We start from the raw sequence: 16189 nt of genomic DNA on the forward strand, positions 1-16189 counted from the left end.
AACAAGGCGGCGCCGGGCGCAAGGGCAAGCCAGGTGCTGGTCTCGCCCCCCGCTCTGTTGCTATGCTGGTGGCGCTCAAAAGACACCCTTTATCCCTGTTCGAGGCACATCATGCTTATCGCCACCCTGCTCTTGCTCGGCGCCACAGCACAACCCGAGGCCATCGGCGGTTACGCCGGCGGCTGCCTGAAGAATGGCATGGCCCTGCCCCTGAGCGGCCCTGGCTATCAGGTGATCCGCAGCAAGCGACTGCGCTACTACGGTCACCCCGACCTCATCGACTATCTCAAGGGGTTGGCAAGCCGCACCCGGATGGCCGGGCTGCCGGATCTCTACATCGCCGATCTCGCCATGAGCCGTGGCGGCCCCTTCCGCTCGGGACACCGCAGCCACCAGACCGGGCTCGACGCCGACATCTGGTTTCGCATGGCCAACCAGCCCATCCAGCGCTGGGAGCAGGATGCCCCCAAGGAGTGGGCCCTCATCGACGAGCCCAGCTATCGGGTGCTGCCGGGGCGATTCGGCCCCCAGCAGCTGACCCTGCTGCGCCTCGCCGCCCAGCCGGCGGAGGTGACCCGCATCTTCATCAACCCTGCCCTCAAGGCGGAGGTGTGCAAACGCAGCCCGGACGAGCCCTGGGTCGGCAAGCTCAGGCCCTGGGTCGGCCACTTCAGCCACTTCCATGTGCGGCTGCGCTGCCCGGCCGGCAGCCCTGACTGTCAGCCCCAGGCCCCCATACCACCGGGCAATGGCTGCGGCGCCGAACTCGCCTCCTGGCTCAAGGACAAGCCGCAGTTGCCCAGGGTCTCCGTCACCTATCGCAACCTGCCCCCGCTGCCTCGCCGTTGTGAGGGCTGAGCACAAGGGGTATGGTGTGCGGGCAAATATTGAAAATTCACTGGAGAACAACGAGATGGCAACGAGTATCTGGCGCCCCTTCACCCGGGCCTGCCTGCTGGCTTCCCTGCTGCTGACCCTGACCGGCTGCGGCATGAACACGATCCCGACCCTGGACGAACAGGTCAAGGCGAGCTGGGGCCAGGTGGAGAACCAGTATCAGCGCCGCGCCGATCTGGTCCCCAACCTGGTTGCCACCGTCAAGGGCTATGCCAGCCACGAGCAGGAGACCCTCAAGGCGGTCACCGATGCCAGGGCCCGGGTCGGCAGCCTGCAGGTGAGCGATCCCGCCCAGCTCAAGCAGTTCGAGGCGGCCCAGAACCAGCTCAGCAGCGCCCTCTCCCGCCTCATGGTGGTGGTGGAACGCTACCCGGATCTGAAAGCGGATCAGCAGTTTCTCACCCTGCAGGCCCAGCTCGAGGGCACGGAGAACCGCATTTCGGTGGCTCGCCGTGACTACATAGAGGCGGTGCGCCAGTTCAATACCGAGCTGCGCACCTTCCCAGGGGTCATCTGGGCCAAGCTGCTCTACTCGGATCTCGAGCCCAAGCCGAGCTTCAGTGCCAAACCCGGTGCCGACGAGGCGCCCAAGGTCGAATTTTGATGCCTCTACTCATTCGGCCCTGGCTGTTGCTGCTGGGGCTGCTCTGCTCCTTTTCCCTGCTGGCCGCCCCCCAGTTTCCGGCCCTGAGCGGGCGCGTGGTCGATGAGGCGCACCTGCTGAGCCCGGAGCAGGCCAGTCGCCTCACCCGCACGCTCGCGGCCTTCGAACAAGGGAGCGGCGTCCAGCTGGTGGTCGTCTCCCTCACCAGCCTGGAGGGAGAGACCATAGAGGAGTACGGCTACCAGCTCGGCCGTCACTGGGGCATTGGCCAGCAGGGCAAGAACAATGGCGTGCTGCTGATCATCTCCCCCGAGGATCGCAAGGTGCGCATCGAGGTGGGCTACGGCCTGGAGGGGGTGCTGCCCGACGCCATCGCCGCCAACATCATCCAGACCCGGATCCTGCCCGAATTTCGTCGGGGTGACATGGCCGCCGGTATTCTGGGCGGCAGCCAGGCCATCATGCAGGCCCTGGCCGGCGAGTATCAGGCCAAGGCTCCTCCCAAGAAGGACAAGGTCAACGGCCTGCTCATCTTCATCATCATGGTGATTGCCATGATAGTGCTGCACAACCTGCGCGGTGGTGGCGGAGGGGGAGGCGGCGGCCGGGGCCGCAGAGGCGCCATCTATACCGCCGGCGGATTCGGTGCCGGACGCTCGGGTGGCGGTTTTGGCGGCGGCAGCTTCGGCGGCGGTGGTGGCAGCTTCGGTGGCGGCGGCGCCTCCGGTGGCTGGTGATCCCGATACCTATTGAGATAAAGAGATGATATCAAAACAGTTTTTCCACACTCTCCAGGCCAGGGTCAAGCAGGCCGAGCAGGCCACTGACGCCGAACTGGTGACGGTACTGGCCCCGGCCAGCGACAGCTATCGCTACATCCCCACCCTGTGGGCGGCCCTGCTCGCCATGCTCACCCCCCTGCTGGTGTTCGAGCTGGGCTTCTGGCTCGGCTGGTACGAGATCCTGCTGACCCAGTGGGCGGTCTGGCTCGCCCTGACCCTGCTGTTTCACTGGACCCCCATCAAGATGCTGCTCATACCCAAAAAGGTGCGTCGCCACCGGGCGGCCCTGATGGCACGGCTGCAGTTTGTCGAGCAGGGACTGCACCGCACCCACGACCGGCTGGGGGTGCTGATCTTCGTCTCGGTGGCGGAGCACTATGTGGAGATCCTGGTCGATGACGGGGTCGCCCGGCACATAGAGAACGCCCAGTGGCAGGCGATCATCGACGACTTCACCGCCCGGATCCGCAAGGGTGAGGTGGAGCCCGGCTTCATCGAGTGCGTGACCCGCACCGGCGCCATCCTGGCCGATGCCTTCCCCCCCACCCATGACAAGAACGAGTTGCCCGACAGCCTGATCATGCTGGACACGCCATGAGGCGATAAAAGCGCCAGAGTCGGCACAAAAGCTGCGCAAACGGAAAAAGATATGAAAAACAAGGGGAAAAAAGGTTGACCCGTCACCGGCTTTCCCCTAAATTACGCCCCGTTCCAGCGCAACAGCGCAGTGAACACAGTGTTGGCTGAACACGTTAAACCACAGGCCAAAATTTGGTGAGGTGTCCGAATGGCTGCCCACCGACGAAGTCGGCAAGATGCGCGCGCAGCGTGCTCCGAAAGCCACTTCAAGAAGTAAAAATTTGGTGAGGTGTCCGAGTGGCTGAAGGAGCACGCCTGGAAAGTGTGTATACGGCAACGTATCGAGGGTTCGAATCCCTCCCTCACCGCCAAATTAAAAGAAACCGACCTAATGGTCGGTTTTTTTGCATCTGAAGCAGCACGCTACTCAGATGCCAATGGAGGGAGGGTGAGAACCCTCGTCCGGGTTCGAGCAGAGCAGCTTGCTGCGATGAACGGCCAAGGGCCGCCCCGAAGGAGTGAGCCACGCAGTGGCGAATCATCCCTCCCTCACCGCCAAATTGAAAAGAAACCGACCTCTGGGTCGGTTTCTTGCTTTTCGTCATGCCGCGCCTCCCTGCCCCCCTCCTCTTGTCTCTCACCCCTTGCCCGATCTCTTTCAGAGGACGCTGACCAGCGATCCCGCGCCTCCTGGGCCGGAGGGCCTTCGCCACTGCCAACGCCGCGCTCGGCCTCATTGGGCAGGCAGGGTCATAGCTCCTGTTTTGCGAATAAAAAAACCGGCCACATGGGCCGGTTTTCGCATGATGGGGTTGCCTGCATCAGCCGAGGCGAACCCGGGCGTTTCTGAACATGCGCATCCAGGCACCGTCCTCGCCCCAGTTGTCCGGGTGCCAGGAGTTGGCCACGGTGCGGAACACCCGCTCCGGGTGCGGCATCATGATGGTGGCGCGGCCGTCCCTGGTGGTCACGGCCGTGATGCCGTCCGGGGAACCGTTCGGGTTGGCCGGGTAGCCTTCGGTCACCTGACCCCGGTTGTCCACGAAACGCAGCCCCACCAGACCGCTGGCTTGCAGCGCGGCAAGGTGCGCGGCGTCCTGCACTTCCACCCGTCCTTCCCCGTGGGAGACGGCGATGGGCATCACCGAGCCCGCCATGCCGGCGAAGAAGGCGGAGGGGGACTCCTGTACCTGCACCAGGCTGAAGCGCGCCTCGAAGCGCTCGGAGCGGTTGCGCACGAAGCGCGGCCACAAGTCGGCCCCCGGGATGAGCTCGCGCAGGTTGGACATCATCTGACAGCCGTTGCACACCCCCAGGGAGAGGGTATCGCCACGCTCGAAGAAGCGCTGGAACTGCTCGCGGGCGTTGTCGTTGAACAGGATGGACTTGGCCCAGCCCTCCCCTGCCCCCAGCACGTCGCCGTAGGAGAAGCCGCCACAGGCCACCAGGGTCTGGAACTGGCCAAGCTCGATGCGGCCGCTGAGGATGTCGCTCATGTGCACGTCCACCGCGGTAAAGCCGGCACGGTCAAACGCCGCCGCCATCTCGACGTGGGAGTTGACCCCCTGCTCGCGCAGCACCGCCAGACGGGGGGACACCCCGCGGGCGATGTAAGGGGCGGCCACATCCTCGGACGGGTTGTAGCTCAGGCTGGCGTGCAGGCCCGGGTCGGTGGCGTCCTGGCGGGCGGCATGTTCCTGATCCGCGCACTCCGGGTTGTCCCGCAGGCGCTGCATCTGCCAGCTGGTCTCGCCCCAGAGGGTACGCAAGGCGGTGCGACTGGCGCGATAGACCTCCTGGCCGACCCGCTTCATCACCAGATCATCGCCGTCGTTGACGGTACCTATCACATGGGCGCAAGCCGCCAGGCCATGGCCCGCCAGCAGGGTCATCACGGCTTCCTTGTCCTCGCGGCGCACCTGGATGACGGCCCCCAGCTCCTCGTTGAACAGGGCCGGCAGCAGCTCGCCACCGACGCGGTCGAGCTGGATGTCGAGGCCGCAGTGGCCGGCGAAGGCCATCTCGGCCAGGGTCACGAACAGGCCGCCATCGGAGCGGTCGTGGTAGGCGATCAGCTTGCTGTCCGCCACCAGGGCCTGAATGGCGTTGAAGAAGCCCTTGAGCTGGGTCGGGTTGTCCAGATCCGGCGCGCTGTCACCGAGCTGGCGATAGACCTGGGCCAGGGCGGAGGCGCCCAGGCGCTGCTTGCCGTTGCCAAGGTCGATGAGGATAAGGTCGGTCTCACCCAGATCGGTGCGCAGCTGCGGGGTGACGGTATTGCGCACATCCTCGACCCGGGCGAAGGCGGTGATGAGCAGGGAGAGCGGCGAGGTGACGCTGCGCTCCTCGCCATCTTGCTGCCAGCGGGTCTTCATGGACATGGAGTCCTTGCCCACCGGGATGGTGAGGCCGAGTTCGGGGCAGAGCTCCTCCCCCACCGCCTTCACGGCGTCGTAGAGGCCGGCATCTTCTCCCGGGTGACCGGCGGCGGACATCCAGTTGGCGGAGAGCTTGACCCGCTTGATGGAACCGATATGGGCCGGCGCCAGGTTGGTCAGGGCCTCGGCCACCGCCATGCGGGCAGAAGCGGCGTGGGAGAGCAGGGCCACCGGGGTGCGCTCCCCCATGGACATGGCTTCGCCGTGATAGCTGTCGTAGGTGGTGGCGGTGACGGCGCAATCGGCCACCGGGATCTGCCAGGGACCGACCATCTGGTCGCGGTTGACCAGACCGGTCACGGTGCGATCGCCGATGGTGATGAGGAAGGATTTCTCCGCCACGGTCGGCAGACGCAGCACCCGCTCGGCCGCATCATTCAGGGTGATGCCGTCCAGTTGCAGCGCCTTGCCCTGGGCGGGCAGGCTCTGCACGTCCCGGTGCATCTTGGGCGCCTTGCCCAGCAGCACGTCGAGCGGCAGGTCGATGGGCTGGTTGTCAAAATGGGCATCGGAGAGGGTGAGGTGTTTCTCTTCGGTGGCGGTGCCGATGACGGCATAAGGGGCGCGCTCGCGCTCGCACAGGGCCTGGAACAGCGCCAGCTTCTCCTGGGGCACCGCCAGCACGTAACGCTCCTGGGATTCGTTGCACCAGATCTCCAGCGGGCTCATGCCCGGCTCGTCGCTGGCGATGGCGCGCAAGTCGAAGCGACCACCGCGCTCGCCGTCGTTGACCAATTCGGGCATGGCATTGGAGAGACCACCGGCACCCACGTCGTGGATGAAGGCGATGGGGTTGTCATCGCCCAGCTGCCAGCAGCGATCGATCACCTCCTGGCAGCGGCGCTCCATCTCGGGGTTGTCCCGCTGCACCGAGGCGAAATCGAGGTCTTCGGCAGACTGGCCGGAGGCCATGGAGGAGGCGGCGCCGCCCCCCAGGCCAATGTTCATGGCCGGGCCGCCCAGCACGATCAGGGCCGCGCCGACCGGGATCTCGCCCTTTTGCACGTGTTCGCTGCGGATGTTGCCAAGGCCGCCCGCCAGCATGATGGGCTTGTGATAGCCGCGCACCTCGACGCCGTTGTGGCTCGGCACCTTCTCTTCGAAGGTACGGAAGTAGCCGAGCAGGGCCGGACGGCCGAATTCGTTGTTGAACGCCGCGCCGCCGAGCGGGCCTTCCTGCATGATGTCAAAGGCGCTGACGATGCGGCTCGGCTTGCCGAAATCCTGCTCCCAGGGCTGTTCGAAGCCGGGGATGCGCAGGTTGGAGACGGAGAAGCCCACCAGACCCGCCTTGGGTTTGGCGCCACGACCGGTCGCACCCTCGTCGCGAATTTCGCCGCCGGAGCCGGTGGCCGCCCCCGGGAAGGGGGAGATGGCGGTCGGGTGGTTGTGGGTCTCCACCTTCATCAGGATGTCGACCCGCTCCTGGTGATACTGGTACTCCCCCTTGCTGCTCGGGAAGAAGCGGCCAGCCTCGCTGCCCTCCATCACGGCGGCGTTGTCTTTATAGGCGGACAGGACATGGTCCGGGGTCTGTTCGAAGGTGTTCTTGATCATCTTGAACAGGGACTTGGGCTGGGGTTGCCCGTCTATGGTCCAGTCGGCGTTGAAGATCTTGTGACGGCAGTGCTCGGAGTTCGCCTGGGCGAACATGTAGAGTTCGATGTCGTTGGGGTTGCGACCAAGGCGGGTGAAGTTCTCCACCAGGTAGTCGATTTCGTCATCGGCCAGGGCCAGGCCCAGGGCCACGTTGGCCTCGGCCAGGGCGGCGCGGCCACCGCCGAGCACGTCCACCTGGGTGAAGGGGCGCGGTTCATGGTGAGCAAACAGGGCGCTCGCCTGCTCGGGAGCCGAGAAGACGGTCTCCATCATGCGATCGTGCAGCAGGGCGGCCACTTCCGCGCGCTGGTCGGCGGTCAGCTCGCCTTCCACATAGTAGGCAAGGCCGCGCTCGAGCCGCTTGACCTGGGTCAGGCCGCAGTTGTGGGCGATGTCGCTTGCTTTGGAAGACCAGGGGGAGATGGTGCCGGGACGGGGGGTAACGAGGAAGAGCTGGCCGCTGGGGGCATGTTCCTGGATGGTCGGGCCGTAGCGCAGCAACCGTTCCAGTGTCGTTCGCTCGCCATCGGAGAGCGGCGCAGTCAATTCGGCAAAATGCACGTATTCGGCGTAGATACTGCTTATCTCGAGTCCTCTGTGCGCGAAGCTTTGCAGCAACTTGTTGATACGAAACTCAGACAGTGCAGGCGCACCTCGCAAGATTTCCATATGACCTTTCTCACCAAGTTTTAATGTGTGGGGGGATTTGAGACGCGCGTATTATAGGGATCCCGCCCCTGCCGGACAAACGTTTTTATCCTCGCCATCGATGTGACTCGCCTCCGACTCTCTGGTATAAAGAGGCCTGTTTCCCGACGATCGTCGATATTTTCAACAAGGGTATTCACCTACTTGCGCCCCATTGTTCGACTGCTGCTCGCCGTGACCATGACCCTGGCCCTCGCCAGTTGTGACTTTCACACCCCCTCCAGCCAGCTGGAACAGATCCGCCAACGGGGCGAGATCCGGGTCGGCACCCTGTACGGTCCCACCTCCTATTACCAGCGGGACGACACGGCCCTGGGCTACGATTACGAGCTGGCCCAGTCCTTCGCCGACTGGCTCGGGGTCAAGCTGACCATAGTGCCGGTCAACACCAGCGCCGAGCTGGTGGGCCTGCTGGAGCGGGGCAAGCTGGATCTCGCCGCCGCCGCCATCGTCGTCACCCCGGAGCGCCGCGCCCTGTTTCGTTTCGGCCCCGGCTTCTATCAGGTCTCCCCCAAGCTGGTCTATCGCAACGGCACCCGCCGCCCCCGCAGCCTGGCGGACATCGACGGCCAGTTGGTGGTGGCCCAGGGCTCCACCGGGGATGACCTGCTCAAGGCCTATGGCAAGCAGCACCCGACCCTGAGCTGGCGCGCGGACGCCAGGATGGACACGGAGGACTTGCTCAAGGCCGTGGCCAAGGGCGAGATCGACTACACCATAGTGCAGGACACAGTGCTGGCCCGCACCCAGCGCTACTACCCGGAGCTGGCCGAGGCGCTCACCCTCTCCGACAACCAGACGGTGGCCTGGGCCATGAACCGGCTGCCCGATGACAGCCTCTATGCCAGCGTCATCGACTTCTTCGGCCAGCGCTTCATGGATGGCGCCATTGCCAAGCTCGACGAGAAGTACTTCGGCCATGTGCAGAACTTCGACTTCGTCGATACCCGCACCTTCCTGCGCCGGGCCAAGGAGCGGCTGCCCAGGTACCAGTCCCTGTTCAAGCAGCACGCCCTGGACATCGACTGGCGCCTGCTGGCCGCCATCAGCTATCAGGAGTCCCACTGGGACCCCAATGCCCGCTCCTACACAGGGGTGCGCGGCATGATGATGCTGACGGAGAACACCGCCAAGGCCATGGGGGTGAAGGACAGGACCCACCCGGAGGAGAGCATCGAGGGGGGCGCCCGCTACCTCAAGCTGATGATGGACAAGGTGCCGGACTCTGTCCCTGAGGATGAAAAAGTGTGGTTCGCCCTCACCGCCTACAACATCGGCTATGGCCACATGATGGATGCCCGCCGCCTCACCAAGCTGCTTGGCAAGGATCCCGACAGCTGGGGGGACGTCAAGGAGGTGCTGCCGCTGCTGCAGCAATCCAGATGGCACAGCAAGGTACGCTACGGCTACGCCCGGGGCGGCGAGGCCCGCAATTATGTCAACAATGTGCGCCAGTATTACCAGAGCCTGCTCTGGCTCGACAACGAGCAGCAGAAGGCGCGCCGCCTCGAGGCCCTGGACGAGGATGACAGCGAACCGGTGAGCCAGGCGGCCCCCAGCCCCATCGCGGAGGCCGTGAGCCGGATCACGGGTGCCGAACAAGGCTGATATTCGCCCCTGTCTTAGCGCCAGCCGCCCTGCTATGATGCCGACACAGCGGATCCTGTCCGACACTGCGCCATTGCCCGGCAACCGGGCCCGCCATGGTCAATGGCAGTGTCAGCAGTGCCCCACCTTGAGTACCCATATGCAACATGAGGATCCCCCGGCTCGAGCGAGCAAGGGGGCAGGAGACCAAGATGCAAAAACGTAGAAGAATACGTCTGGTCAAGGCGACAAGGAGCGGCTGGAGCCCCAGACGCAAACTCAAGCTCAATGACACCAAACGCAAGATCTGGCGCCGCAACCGTTCCTATATCCTGCTCATCGCAGAGTAAGAGGGCAGTGCCAGTCACAACAAAGGCGCCATCGGGCGCCTTTGTTGTTTTCACCGTCGCCTGGGGCTATCACCACCAGCCGAGCAGATTGCGTCCCACCAGGGCGCCCCACACCAGCAGATTCAGCGCCAGGGCGATGAAGACGGCCGCCGAGCCCAGATCCTTGGCTCGCCCGGACAGCTCGTGGTGTTCGGATCCGATGCGATCCACCACCGCCTCCACCGCCGAGTTGAGGATCTCGACGATCACCACCAGCCAGCTCACCGCAATCAGCAGCAGGATCTGATCCAGGGAGTCGCCAATCCAGAAGGCGAGCGGCATCAACAGCAGGATCAGGATCAGCTCTTGCCGAAAGGCGGCCTCGTTGAGCCAGGCGGATCTCAGACCCTTGATGCTGTAACCGGTTGCCTTGATGATGCGGGTCAGGCCGGTCGCGCCAGGTTTTGCCACAAAAACTACCTCGGGTAGGGATAAAACGGGCTCACATCCTAGCAGAGCCAGCCAAGGTTTCAATCGACAGGATTTTGCTTTATTTTATCCCTTTGCTTTTTTTCGCCGCCTGTGGCCATGCCACCCACTCGAGACTTGAGTTTCTTATGTCCATTCACACCGATGAATTGCGCACCCGTCGCCTGGAGTCCCTCATCACCCCAAGCGAACTCGCCAGCGCCTTCCCCATTACCGACACGATCGCCCAGAACCTGCTCGATGCCCGCCGCGAAGTGGAAGCCATACTGACCGGTGAGGATCAGCGCCTGCTGGTCATCATTGGCCCCTGCTCCATCCACGATCCGGTCGCCGCCCTCGACTACGCCACCCGCCTCAATGTCCTGCGCGAGCAGTACAAGGAGAGCCTGTGCATCGTCATGCGCACCTATTTCGAGAAGCCGCGCACCATCGTCGGCTGGAAGGGGCTCATCAATGATCCCCGCCTCGACGGCAGCTTCGACGTCAACCAGGGTCTGCAGCTGGCCCGCAAGCTGCTGGCGGACATCAATGCCCTGGGCATGCCCACCGCCACCGAGTTCCTCGATATGGTGACCGGTCAGTATATCAGCGACCTCATCACCTGGGGCGCCATCGGCGCGCGCACCACCGAATCCCAGGTCCACCGCGAGATGGCCTCCGCCCTCTCCTGCCCGGTCGGCTTCAAGAACGGCACGGACGGCAACACCCGCATCGCCATCGATGCGGTGCGCGCCGCCCGCCACAGCCACATCTTCTATTCCCCGGACAAGGACGGCAAGATGACCATCTACCGCACCGCCGGCAACCCCTTCGGCCACGTGATCCTGCGCGGCGGTCACAGGCCCAACTACGACACCGCCAGCATCGACGAGGCGTGCGAAGCCCTCGCCCAAGTGGGCCTGCCCGAGCGGCTGGTGGTGGACTTCAGCCATGGCAACAGCATGAAGGATCACCGTCGTCAGCTGCTGGTGGCCCAAGACATCTGCGATCAGCTGCGCCGCGGCCGCACCGGTATCGCCGGCATCATGGCCGAGAGCTTCCTGGTGGAAGGTCGCCAGGAGGTGGAGAACGGCTGCGCCGCCACCTTCGGCCAAAGCATCACGGATGCCTGCCTGTCCTGGGAAGACACAGAGACCCTGCTGGCCATGCTGGCCGACGCCGCCCAGGTGCGCCTTGCCAAGCAGCAGGCCTGAGTGCTGATGACGAAGGCCGGCTGGCGGATAGTGCCCCTCGACGAGACACTGCTGGCGCAGTGGGCAACCCTGCGCCAGCAGCTGTGGCCGCACCACAAAATGGCGGCCCATCAGCAGGAAGGGGCCGAGCTGCTGGCCGCTGCCCATCTCAACGCATTTCTGGTGCTGGATGAGCAGAGCCAGGCGGTGGCCTTCGCCGATGCGGCCCTGCGCCACGATTACGTGAACGGCTGCGAGAGCAGCCCTGTGGTCTATCTGGAAGGGATCTATGTGCAGCCGGCCTCGCGCCGGCGCGGGTTGGCCCAGGCCTTGATTGCCCGAGTGGCCCAGTGGGGCCGTGAGCTCGGTTGTCGCGAGCTGGCCTCCGATGCCGCCATCGACAACCTTGCCTCCCAGCAACTGCACCAGCGACTCGGCTTTGCCGAAACGGAGCGGGTCGTCTTCTTCAAAAAGGCCCTCGGCTGACGCCAGGGCCTTGTTTGTCTCTCACAGGCTCGGCATAAACCAGACCCGGCCGCCCGCCTCGATCCGCGTCGTCTTGATCTGGAACACCCGCTCGAGCAGCGCCTCGTCGATGCTGTCGACGCCCCCCTCGCACACCAGCTTGCCCCCTTGCAGACAGAGCATGCGATCCGCCCAGTCGATGGCCAGATTGATGTCGTGGATGGCCATCACCACCAGCAGCCCCTGACGGCTGACCGACTTGAGCAGCCGCAGCAGCGCCAGCTGATGGTGCAGATCCAGCCCGGCCAAAGGTTCATCCAGCAGCAGCAGACGCCCCGCCGGATTGAGGCCGGGCCACACCTGGAGCAGGGTACGGGCGATCAGCACCCGCTGCTGCTCCCCGCCGGAGAGGCGACTGAAATCCCGGGCCAGCAGCGCATCGAGCTCCAGGGCCTGGCAGAGGGTCGCCATGGCGGCCCTGGCCGCCGGGCTCCCGGGGTCGCCCCCCCCCAGCCCCAGGGCCAGCACGGCGAAGACGGGGGTATGAAACAGATGGGGCTGACGCTGGGGCAGCATGGCGCGGCGCGCCGCCAACGCCTCCAGGCTCAGGGCGGCGATCTCCTCTTCCTCCAGCAGGACTTTGCCGCGGGCGGGCAACAGGCCGGCCAGGGAGGCGAGCAGGGTCGATTTGCCGCTGCCGTTCGGACCCAGCAGCGCCACCAGCTGGCCCCCGGACCAGCTCAGGTCGAGGGGGGCCAGGCGCTGGGCCAGGCTCAGATCACGGGCGCAGAGCCGCGCCTTGTCATCAATGGGGCTGGTCATGGGATTGCCTGAGCAGGAGATAGATAAACAGGGGAGCCCCCACCGAGGCGGTCACCACCCCGATGGGCAGCTCTCCCGCCGCCAGCAGGGTGCGGGCGCAAAGATCCGCCCCCAGCAGCAGGGCGCCGCCCCCCAGGGCCGAGGCGGGCAGCAAGAAGCGCTGATCGCTCACCCCGCACAGGCGCAGCAGATGGGGCACCACCAGACCGACGAAGCCGATGACACCGCACAGGGCCACCGCCAGCCCGGTGAGCAGGCAGACCGCCAGCACCAGTCGCACCCGCAGCCGCTGCACGTCCAGCCCCATCAATCTGGCCTGGGACTCCCCCAACAGCAGCTGTTGCAGCCCCCGTCCCTGGCGGATGAGCCAGAGCAGGGTCAGGGGCATGATCAGCCACCACCAGCCAAATTGCTGACTGCCATAGGCCAGACTGCCCATCATCCAGAACATGAATTCGCGCACCGAGCCGTCGTCGGCGAAATACATCAGCCAGGTCATGGCCGCATTGGTGAGGATGCCGATGGCCACCCCCAGCAGCAGCAGACGGGCGCTGCCCAGATGGGCGCGGCGGGCGGCCAGCAGCAGCAAGAGGGTCACCAGCAGGGCACCGGCGAAGGCGGCCAGGGAGAGGGCCCAGCCCGGCAACGCCATGTCGGCTCCCCTGGCCAGGGCCATGGCCACCATGGCGGCCAATCCGGCCCCGCTCGAGACGCCGAGCAGGCCGGGCTCGGCCACCGGATTGTGCAGCATGATCTGCAGCACGGCGCCGCCGCAGGCCAGAGCCGCCCCCGCCAGCAGGGCGAGCAGGGCCCGGGGCAGGCGCAGCTCCAGCAGGATCTGCTGCTCCAGGGGGCCAAGGGGCTGCCAGGGCAGCACCATGAAGGCGCCGACACTCAGGGAGAGCAGCAGCAGAAGCAGGGTCAGACAGAGCAGGCCGAGCAGCAGGCGGCGCTGCAGGCGGCGCTGGCGGGCGATCAGTGTGGTGAACAAGGCATGTCCCGAGCAAAGACCCTTGGGTCGAGATGAGAAGGGGCCAATGATAGCAAGGGAGGGGGTCATATGGTCAAGGCGCCGGGTCAGGAGAGCGGGTCCGTGCCCGGCGGCCGGGCTCAGGGGCTGGCGGGCCGGTAGTGCGCCGCCAGCCGCTCCACCTCGCCGCTGCTCACCAGCTCGGCCAGGGCCTGCTCCAGTCGCGCCTTGTACGCCTGGCCCGGTGACTGCTTGCTCATGCCAAGGTAGAGGGTGACCGCCTGATCCGGGCGATAGTGGGTCTTGATGAGCCCGGCCGGATTGGCGCGGCTCAGGGCATAATCGACCTGGCAGTCCGTGCCTATCATCAGCGGCAGATAGCCCCGCGCCATCATGCCCAGCAGCTGCCCCTCGGTGGCCACCCCATGCTTGTCGAGCCTGGCGTCCTCATCGAAGGGGGAGAAATAGACGGACTTGAGCACATACCCCACCTCATGGGGCAGCAGGTCCTGATAGCGGCGGATCTGGCTGGCGAGCAGGGGTTCGCCATAGAAGGCGGGGCGACACTGGTAGTAGGCCGGTTGCAGATAGTCGATATAGGCGGCGCGATCCCCGGTGCGCGCGAGCCCTATCATGAGATCGACCTGACCGCTCTGCATCCGGTGCAGCGCCCGTCCCCAGGGGTAGCGCTGCACGACAAGACGGATGCCGGTGCGCGCCTGCAAGGCGGCCAGGATATCCATATCCAGCCCGGTAAAACGGCCATCGGCCTGCAAGATGCGAAATGGCGGCCAGACATCGGTGGCCACCGTCAGGCGGATATCCTGCCCCTCTCCCCCCCTCGCCAGACAGCTCCACAACAGGACGATGGACAGCCAGCTCCACTTGAACATTCCCTGTTTTCCTCCTGGTCTCGGTCGGCTAAAAATACCTTGAAGAAGGGGTTCTGGATACGGTTTGACTGAGATATAACAGCAGCCTTCGACCAAGGAGCCGCTCATGACACCCTTTTTCCCCTCACCCGGATCCCTTCCCTCTTGCCACAAGGCGTCGCGGATGACACGCGCTTTCACTGACCCCAATCCCTTCCCCCTTGCCACAAGGCGTCGCGGATGACACGCGCTTTCACTGACCCCAATCCCTTTCCCCTTGCCACAAGGAGTCAAGCATGAACCCCATTTTCGTCAGCGTGGGCCTGCTGGTGTGCAGCAACGTCTTCATGACCTTCGCCTGGTATGCCCACCTCAAGGAGATGAACCACAAGCCCTGGATCATCGCCGCCCTGGTGAGCTGGGGTATCGCCCTGTTCGAGTACCTGTTGCAGGTGCCCGCCAACCGCATCGGCCACACCGTCATGACGGTGGCACAGCTCAAGATAGTGCAGGAGGTGATCACCCTCACCGTCTTCGTCCCCTTCGCCGTCTTCTACCTCAAGGAGGAGCTGAAGTGGGACTACCTCTGGGCGGCCCTGTGCATCATGGGGGCGGTGTTTTTTGTGTTTCGCGAGAAACTGGTCGGCGGATAAGGGGTACACTCTTCTCCATTCCCTGTTCACCATAAAACGAGGCCCATCATGGAGCTGCAAGCGATGCTGACCATACTGGCGAGCCAGGATGGCTCCGACCTCTATCTCTCCACCGGCGCCCCCCCTTGCGCCAAGTTTCAGGGGGCGCTGCGCACCCTCACCGACACCCCCCTCGCGCCGGGGGAAGTGGCCGCCATCGCCGCCGACATCATGGACGAGGAGCAGCGCCAGCAGTTCGACAAGGAGCTGGAGATGAACCTCGCCATCTCCCTGCCCCAGATTGGCCGCTTTCGGGTCAACATCTTCAAGCAGCGCAACGAGGTCTCCCTGGTGGCGCGCAACATCAAGACAGAGATCCCCCGCTTCGAGGACTTGAAGCTCCCCCCCGTGCTGCTCGACACCATCATGGAAAAACGCGGTCTGGTGCTGTTCGTCGGCGGCACCGGCTCTGGCAAGTCCACCTCGCTCGCGGCCCTCATCGACCATCGCAACCGCAACAGCGGCGGCCACATCATCACCATCGAGGATCCGGTGGAGTTCGTCCATCGCCACCAGAAGAGCATCATCAACCAGCGGGAAGTGGGGGTGGACACCCGCAGCTTCCATGCCGCCCTGAAAAATACCCTGCGCCAGGCGCCGGACGTCATCCTCATCGGTGAAATCCGCGACCGGGAGACCATGGAGCATGCCCTGGCCTTCGCCGAGACGGGTCACCTGGCCATCTCCACCCTGCACGCCAACAACGCCAACCAGGCGCTGGATCGCATCATCAACTTCTTCCCCGAGGAGCGCAGGCCCCAGCTGCTCAACGACCTTGGCAACAACCTCAAGGCCTTCGTCTCCCAGCGGCTGGTGAAGACCACGGACGGCGGGCGCCGGGCGGCGGTGGAGGTGATGCTCGGCACCCACACCATTCGCGACCTCATCAAGCGCGGCGAGTTTGGCGGCCTCAAGGAGGTGATGGAGAAGTCCCGGGCCCTTGGCATGGTCACCTTCGACGAGGCCCTGTTCGATCTGGTGGTGGAAGGGGTGATAGAGGATGAAGAAGCGGTGAAGAACGCCGATTCCCAGACCAACCTGCGCCTCAGGATAAAACTCTGGCGCGACAAGGGACAGATTGCCGCCAGCAGCGATGCCAGCGGCTGGAGCCTGGAACCCACCAGGGACCAGGGGGGGGATCCCTTCTAGGCGCTCCGGCTCATCACGGCGAAAAAAGGGAACCC

General features: G+C 64.8%; 15 protein-coding genes, 1 tRNA gene and 1 other RNA gene. 12 read left to right on the plus strand and 5 right to left on the minus strand.

Annotated elements, in window-relative coordinates:
• The first annotated feature begins 111 nt into the window (after window positions 1–111).
• From mepA to ACEUCR_RS03330, 6 genes are all read left to right on the plus strand, one after another.
• Window positions 112–858 (plus strand): penicillin-insensitive murein endopeptidase, encoded by a 747-nt coding sequence (mepA, locus tag ACEUCR_RS03305; RefSeq protein WP_084205287.1) that lies wholly within the window; start codon window positions 112–114, stop codon window positions 856–858.
• 55 nt (window positions 859–913) lie between these two features.
• Window positions 914–1501 (plus strand): LemA family protein, encoded by a 588-nt coding sequence (locus tag ACEUCR_RS03310; RefSeq protein ID WP_111874520.1) that lies wholly within the window; start codon window positions 914–916, stop codon window positions 1499–1501.
• On the plus strand, window positions 1501–2238 hold the full coding sequence (locus tag ACEUCR_RS03315) for a TPM domain-containing protein (RefSeq protein WP_111874519.1): 738 nt from the start codon (window positions 1501–1503) through the stop codon (window positions 2236–2238). Before ACEUCR_RS03310 ends, ACEUCR_RS03315 begins: the two co-directional genes overlap by 1 nt.
• A gap of 25 nt (window positions 2239–2263) precedes the next feature.
• Window positions 2264–2881 (plus strand): TPM domain-containing protein, encoded by a 618-nt coding sequence (locus ACEUCR_RS03320; protein ID WP_041994662.1) that lies wholly within the window; start codon window positions 2264–2266, stop codon window positions 2879–2881.
• A 264-nt stretch (window positions 2882–3145) separates the two neighbouring features.
• Window positions 3146–3233 (plus strand) — tRNA-Ser (locus ACEUCR_RS03325).
• A gap of 57 nt (window positions 3234–3290) precedes the next feature.
• Window positions 3291–3420, plus strand: a non-coding RNA gene (locus ACEUCR_RS03330) — RtT sRNA.
• Between the two features lie 263 nt (window positions 3421–3683).
• Here ACEUCR_RS03330 and purL read toward each other — a convergent pair.
• Window positions 3684–7568 carry a phosphoribosylformylglycinamidine synthase gene (purL, locus tag ACEUCR_RS03335; RefSeq protein WP_408788018.1) on the minus strand — a complete coding sequence of 1295 codons (3885 nt, stop codon included), beginning with the start codon at window positions 7566–7568 and terminating at the stop codon, window positions 3684–3686.
• A 183-nt stretch (window positions 7569–7751) separates the two neighbouring features.
• Here purL and mltF point away from each other — a divergent pair, with 183 nt between their 5' ends.
• Entirely contained in the window at window positions 7752–9215 is a 1464-nt protein-coding gene (gene mltF / locus ACEUCR_RS03340; RefSeq protein WP_041994631.1) for a membrane-bound lytic murein transglycosylase MltF, read from the plus strand.
• A gap of 191 nt (window positions 9216–9406) precedes the next feature.
• Window positions 9407–9544 carry a hypothetical protein gene (locus tag ACEUCR_RS03345; RefSeq protein WP_157438619.1) on the plus strand — a complete coding sequence of 46 codons (138 nt, stop codon included), beginning with the start codon at window positions 9407–9409 and terminating at the stop codon, window positions 9542–9544.
• A 69-nt stretch (window positions 9545–9613) separates the two neighbouring features.
• Here ACEUCR_RS03345 and ACEUCR_RS03350 read toward each other — a convergent pair whose 3' ends face one another.
• Entirely contained in the window at window positions 9614–9994 is a 381-nt protein-coding gene (locus ACEUCR_RS03350) for a diacylglycerol kinase (RefSeq protein ID WP_041994625.1), read from the minus strand.
• Window positions 9995–10140: 146 nt separating this feature from the next.
• Between ACEUCR_RS03350 and ACEUCR_RS03355 the strand changes: the two genes are divergently transcribed.
• Window positions 10141–11205, plus strand: a complete 1065-nt coding sequence (locus tag ACEUCR_RS03355; protein WP_408788021.1) for a 3-deoxy-7-phosphoheptulonate synthase — start codon at window positions 10141–10143, stop codon at window positions 11203–11205.
• A 6-nt stretch (window positions 11206–11211) separates the two neighbouring features.
• Window positions 11212–11670: an aminoglycoside 6'-N-acetyltransferase gene (aac(6'), locus tag ACEUCR_RS03360; RefSeq protein ID WP_408746460.1), complete on the plus strand. Its 459-nt coding sequence runs from the start codon at window positions 11212–11214 to the stop codon at window positions 11668–11670.
• 21 nt (window positions 11671–11691) lie between these two features.
• Here aac(6') and ACEUCR_RS03365 read toward each other — a convergent pair whose 3' ends face one another.
• From ACEUCR_RS03365 to ACEUCR_RS03375, 3 genes are all read right to left on the minus strand, one after another.
• On the minus strand, window positions 11692–12471 hold the full coding sequence (locus ACEUCR_RS03365) for an ATP-binding cassette domain-containing protein (RefSeq protein WP_408788024.1): 780 nt from the start codon (window positions 12469–12471) through the stop codon (window positions 11692–11694).
• The gene (btuC, locus tag ACEUCR_RS03370; protein WP_041994617.1) at window positions 12455–13462 is read right to left on the minus strand and encodes a vitamin B12 ABC transporter permease BtuC; all 1008 of its coding nucleotides are present in this window, start codon (window positions 13460–13462) and stop codon (window positions 12455–12457) included. The genes ACEUCR_RS03365 and btuC overlap by 17 nt, the downstream gene beginning before the upstream one ends.
• Before the next feature lie 119 nt (window positions 13463–13581).
• Window positions 13582–14334 (minus strand): substrate-binding periplasmic protein, encoded by a 753-nt coding sequence (locus ACEUCR_RS03375; RefSeq protein ID WP_408788027.1) that lies wholly within the window; start codon window positions 14332–14334, stop codon window positions 13582–13584.
• Window positions 14335–14609: 275 nt separating this feature from the next.
• On the opposite strand from ACEUCR_RS03375, the gene ACEUCR_RS03380 reads away from it, so the two are divergent.
• Window positions 14610–14966, plus strand: a complete 357-nt coding sequence (locus ACEUCR_RS03380) for a DMT family protein (RefSeq protein WP_041994611.1) — start codon at window positions 14610–14612, stop codon at window positions 14964–14966.
• Between the two features lie 48 nt (window positions 14967–15014).
• Window positions 15015–16154, plus strand: coding sequence for a type IVa pilus ATPase TapW (tapW, locus tag ACEUCR_RS03385; RefSeq protein WP_408788030.1), 1140 nt, complete (start codon window positions 15015–15017; stop codon window positions 16152–16154).
• The last annotated feature ends 35 nt before the right edge of the window (window positions 16155–16189 follow it).

This window comes from Aeromonas bivalvium (assembly GCF_046078285.1).
GTDB classification, from domain to species: domain Bacteria; phylum Pseudomonadota; class Gammaproteobacteria; order Enterobacterales; family Aeromonadaceae; genus Aeromonas; species Aeromonas bivalvium.

What these genes read in the sequence shown, in the direction of transcription:
- ACEUCR_RS03345 (WP_157438619.1), top strand. Translation starts at nt 9,407, where the DNA reads ATGCAAAAACGTAGAAGAATACGTCTGGTCAAGGCGACAAGGAGCGGC.
- ACEUCR_RS03365 (WP_408788024.1), bottom strand. Translation starts at nt 12,471, where the DNA reads ATGACCAGCCCCATTGATGACAAGGCGCGGCTCTGCGCCCGTGATCTG.
- ACEUCR_RS03310 (WP_111874520.1), top strand. Translation starts at nt 914, where the DNA reads ATGGCAACGAGTATCTGGCGCCCCTTCACCCGGGCCTGCCTGCTGGCT.
- tapW (WP_408788030.1), top strand. Translation starts at nt 15,015, where the DNA reads ATGGAGCTGCAAGCGATGCTGACCATACTGGCGAGCCAGGATGGCTCC.
- purL (WP_408788018.1), bottom strand. Translation starts at nt 7,568, where the DNA reads ATGGAAATCTTGCGAGGTGCGCCTGCACTGTCTGAGTTTCGTATCAAC.
- ACEUCR_RS03315 (WP_111874519.1), top strand. Translation starts at nt 1,501, where the DNA reads ATGCCTCTACTCATTCGGCCCTGGCTGTTGCTGCTGGGGCTGCTCTGC.
- ACEUCR_RS03320 (WP_041994662.1), top strand. Translation starts at nt 2,264, where the DNA reads ATGATATCAAAACAGTTTTTCCACACTCTCCAGGCCAGGGTCAAGCAG.
- ACEUCR_RS03375 (WP_408788027.1), bottom strand. Translation starts at nt 14,334, where the DNA reads ATGTTCAAGTGGAGCTGGCTGTCCATCGTCCTGTTGTGGAGCTGTCTG.
- ACEUCR_RS03380 (WP_041994611.1), top strand. Translation starts at nt 14,610, where the DNA reads ATGAACCCCATTTTCGTCAGCGTGGGCCTGCTGGTGTGCAGCAACGTC.
- mepA (WP_084205287.1), top strand. Translation starts at nt 112, where the DNA reads ATGCTTATCGCCACCCTGCTCTTGCTCGGCGCCACAGCACAACCCGAG.
- ACEUCR_RS03355 (WP_408788021.1), top strand. Translation starts at nt 10,141, where the DNA reads ATGTCCATTCACACCGATGAATTGCGCACCCGTCGCCTGGAGTCCCTC.